The 3,490-nt window shown below is 60.7% G+C and carries 4 protein-coding genes; 1 reads left to right on the forward strand and 3 read right to left on the reverse strand.

The features are described 5' to 3' along the window. Positions 1 to 20: 20 nt before the first annotated feature. The 3 genes from QZY07_RS22260 to QZY07_RS22270 are packed head-to-tail and all read right to left on the reverse strand — an operon-like array spanning position 21 to position 3,077. Positions 21 to 488, reverse strand: coding sequence for a hypothetical protein (locus tag QZY07_RS22260; protein WP_295407635.1), 468 nt, complete (start codon positions 486 to 488; stop codon positions 21 to 23). Beyond that, positions 485 to 2,899, reverse strand: coding sequence for a DEAD/DEAH box helicase family protein (locus QZY07_RS22265; protein WP_295407638.1), 2,415 nt, complete (start codon positions 2,897 to 2,899; stop codon positions 485 to 487). Before QZY07_RS22265 ends, QZY07_RS22260 begins: the two co-directional genes overlap by 4 nt. Continuing rightward, entirely contained in the window at positions 2,883 to 3,077 is a 195-nt protein-coding gene (locus tag QZY07_RS22270; RefSeq protein ID WP_295407640.1) for a ribbon-helix-helix protein, CopG family, read from the reverse strand. Before QZY07_RS22270 ends, QZY07_RS22265 begins: the two co-directional genes overlap by 17 nt. 99 nt (positions 3,078 to 3,176) lie before the next feature. On the opposite strand from QZY07_RS22270, the gene QZY07_RS22275 reads away from it, so the two are divergent. After that, positions 3,177 to 3,490 (forward strand): 3'-5' exonuclease (locus tag QZY07_RS22275; RefSeq protein ID WP_295407643.1); only part of this gene is annotated, 314 nt, incomplete at its 3' end.

Here is a 3,490-nt window from a genome sequence, read left to right on the forward strand (position 1 = left end):
AAGAATCAAGCAAATGCGGGTCAGGCATGAGCAAAGGCAAAAGGATATCGAGCGTTATTACAAGCTGACCGCGACGGGATAGTCAATGTGTTTGAATTAAAGTAACAAAGTAGAATTAAAAATAGCGAATTAATTTTTGATGTTGGCCGAATAATGCTTACATGTTGGTTCACATTCGCCGGGCAGAAATGATCTGGTACAGTACAAACCCTGCCGATAGAAGCTCCAGTGATATTAAGGAGAATGTCACCGGGTTGTACTCGGCTTCCGGCCATTTCCAAATCCTGTTCTTCTGTGATAAACGCGAGACCCCGTGGCTCAAAACGATTCATATGAACATTTTGGCTACGAATTAAAGGAACTCCCCTGTCAACATAAATCGATTGACCACCACGCGGTGTGATTCCGCTTCCAATTTTCTCGGCGTAATCGCTGAGCAGCACCCATCGCCACCCCAGCGGCAATTCCTTTCGCTTCGTCCCAGTCACGCTGCAAACATCCTCTCTTTCGCCTCTTTGACCAACGCCGCTGGATCCCCACCCGCCGCCAGTGCTCCGATCCCGCCCGCTGCCTTGAACGCGGGCGTCTCAAACATCCGCTTCGATTCCAGCCCAGCGGTTCCGTCGTTCTCGAACTGCCCGACGATGGCACGGATCGCGGCGGCGGTTTGGGGCGGCAGGCCGTCGAGCCAGTCTTCATGCTTGAAGATGAACGCCTGCACGCGGTCTTGCCGGGTGCGCGGTTTGATGTGAAAACCAAGGTCGGCAAGCACGTCGTAGAGGTCGAAATCCGCCATCTGCTGGATCGCTTGCAGGGTGCTCGGCGGATGGCCGCCCCGTACCAACTTATCGATCAGGGCGCGGCGCTCGTCCGGCTCGGCCCAGCGCTGGCGAAAATCCGCCAAAGTCGGAGCTTCGACGAGTAATTGCGCGGCCAGACGCCGCTTGTATTCGTCGAAGAGAATGGGCTTGTCGCGTCCGTCCTCCTGTCCGAGCACATAGCGGCCCTGGGTGTCTACCGTGACCTTGATGCCATCAATCACAATCACGGGTTCCGGCGGCGGTGGCGGATCGACTCCAGGTCCCTCTTTGGGCGGTTTCTGCTCGGTCAAGAACTCGGCCCCGAAGAGATCGGTGGCGTTGGTGTAGTCGTAGACATGGAACATCAGCTTGCCGCTCGGCTCGTCGATGCGGGTGCCGCGCCCGATCATCTGATAGAAGCTGATGGGCGATCGCACGTAGCGGAAAAACACCACGTTGCGCAGCTTGGGCACGTCGACGCCGGTGGTCAGCAGGTCCACGGTGGTGGCGATGAAGTAACGGCGGTCAGCGCCCCGGAAATCGGCCAGGAGCTTGCTGCCGTCGCTCTTGGCGGTGCATTTGAAGGCGTAATCCTCGACCGGCTGCCGCTGCTGCTGCTTGCACCAGTCGGCATAGAGGTTACCCATCTCCGCCGCGACGGCATCAGCATGACTGTCGCGGGCACAGAAAATCACGGTCTTCTGCTCTGGTCCGCCGGTGTCGAGCAGGTATTGGAACAGGTCGGCGCACATCGCGATGACCCGATCCGGGAGCATCACGCGATCCTCGAAGCTGGGGGCCTCGTAGCGTTGGCGAATCTCCGCCTCGGGGACCGGTAGCCCGGTGAGCGCGTCCCGTGGGTTGTGCGCCATGATCTGCTCGATGGTGAGGCCGTTCTTGTCCAGATCCACCCGGCCCTTGTCGATCTGACAGACGGCCAGATAACCATCCTCCATCGCCTGCGCCATGTCGTACTCATAAACCGGCTCGCCAAAATATTTCAGGTTATCGGCGGTGATCTGCTCGGCCTCGTCGATCTGCGCTTGCGTGGCCGGATCGATGTTGCCCTTTGGCTTCTTGATTTTGAGGGTCCGTGGCGTGGCGGTTAGCCCGACCTGGACGGCGTTAGCGTTGCGGGTCAGAACCGCTGCCCACTTGCCAAACGCGGAGCGGTGGCACTCGTCGATGATCACATGGCTGAAGAAATCCGGGGGATAGTGAGTGCTCAAAAAACTGGCGTCGCCGTCCGTATCGACCCCGAGGGTTTGATAGGTGGCGATATGGATCCGGGCGTGTTTCGCCCGGTTGCCGCCGTTGCCATCGGTCTTGACCTCCGCGGCATCGCTGCCAAAGACCCGCTGAAAGGCCGTTAGCGCCTGGGAGCGCAGTTCGTCGCGGTCGCAGACAAAGAGGGCGCGGGTCAGTTGCCCGGCGTCGGATTGGCGCTTGAGCAGGTTGACCGCGATGAAGGTCTTGCCGGCGCCGGTGGCGAGGGTGAGCAGGGCGCGTTTCAGGTCGCCGGTGCGGATACAGCGGGCGATCTTCTCCAGCGTGGCACGGATGGCGGCATCCTGGTAGTAACGGCGGCTGTCTTCGCCGTCGGGATAGGGCTGTAGCAGGGGCTTAGCGGCTTCATCAGCCAGGTCGAAGCCCATACCGGCCTCATAGCGTTGGCGCAGTTCCTCCGGCGTGGGGAATTCGGCCATGGGGCGCGGCTGGCTGGTCTTGCCGGTGAAGCGGTCGAACTCGACGAACTGATGCCCGTTGCTGGCGTAGACGAAGGGGACATTCAACCGCTTGGCCGGAGCATAGCCGCGGCCCTGTTGCAGCCCGCTACCGGGGTGCAAACCCTCGTGCTTGGCCTCGATCAAGCCCACCGCCAAGGGTTGGCCCGCATTGCCAGCCAGGATCCTCAACGTGTAGTCGGCCCGCCCCTGCGCCCGACGGCGGGCTTTCCCGGCGATGATTTCGATGGTGCCGGCGCTGACCTCGCGCTTGATCATGCCCTTTTCTTGCAGCCAGCCGCGCTGGCGTAGAGCGGGATCGATCAGCTCGATCCGGGTCTCGCGCTCCTTGCGGCCTTCAACGGTTGGAGCCATGACGTGACGCATCCTGCTGTTTGAATCCATGGACGGGAGAACGGCCGGAATAATCGCGGATCATCACCTCCAGCATGTTGGCGAGGCTGCGATGTTCGCGTTCCGCCGTCTCGCGCAGCGCGGCTTTGATCTCGGGCTGGATGCGGAAGGTAATGGTTTCAGTCTTGACAGCAGCCATTCGTGACTGACTCCCTGTTGGCAATACTGCGCGTGTGATTGCAATATACCGCACACGTTGAACTGGCGCGACTGACGCACGCCCTCCAGGAGACCCGAGATGGACACCATCGCCGTGATCGACTTCGAGACGACCGGCCTCTCGCCCAATGGCGGGGATCGCGCCACCGAGATTGCCGCCGTCCTGGTGCGCGACGGACAGATCATTGACCGCTACCAGAGCCTGATGAACGCCGGGGTGCGCGTGCCTGCCTTCATCACCCAACTGACCGGGATCACCAACGCCATGCTGCGCCAGGCGCCCCCAGCCCAGCAGGTCATGGCCGAGGTGGCGGACTTTGTCGGCACGGTGCCCCTGGTCGCTCACAATGCGGCTTTTGACAGCAAGTTCTGGGATGCGGAACTGGCGAGAAT

The organism is uncultured Thiocystis sp. (assembly GCF_903866365.1).
In the GTDB taxonomy this organism is placed as follows: Bacteria; Pseudomonadota; Gammaproteobacteria; order Chromatiales; family Chromatiaceae; genus Chromatium.

Bases quoted from the DNA above. Each gene is read 5' to 3' on its own strand.
- QZY07_RS22265 (WP_295407638.1), bottom strand. From the start codon at position 2,899: ATGGCTCCAACCGTTGAAGGCCGCAAGGAGCGCGAGACCCGGATCGAG.
- QZY07_RS22270 (WP_295407640.1), bottom strand. From the start codon at position 3,077: ATGGCTGCTGTCAAGACTGAAACCATTACCTTCCGCATCCAGCCCGAG.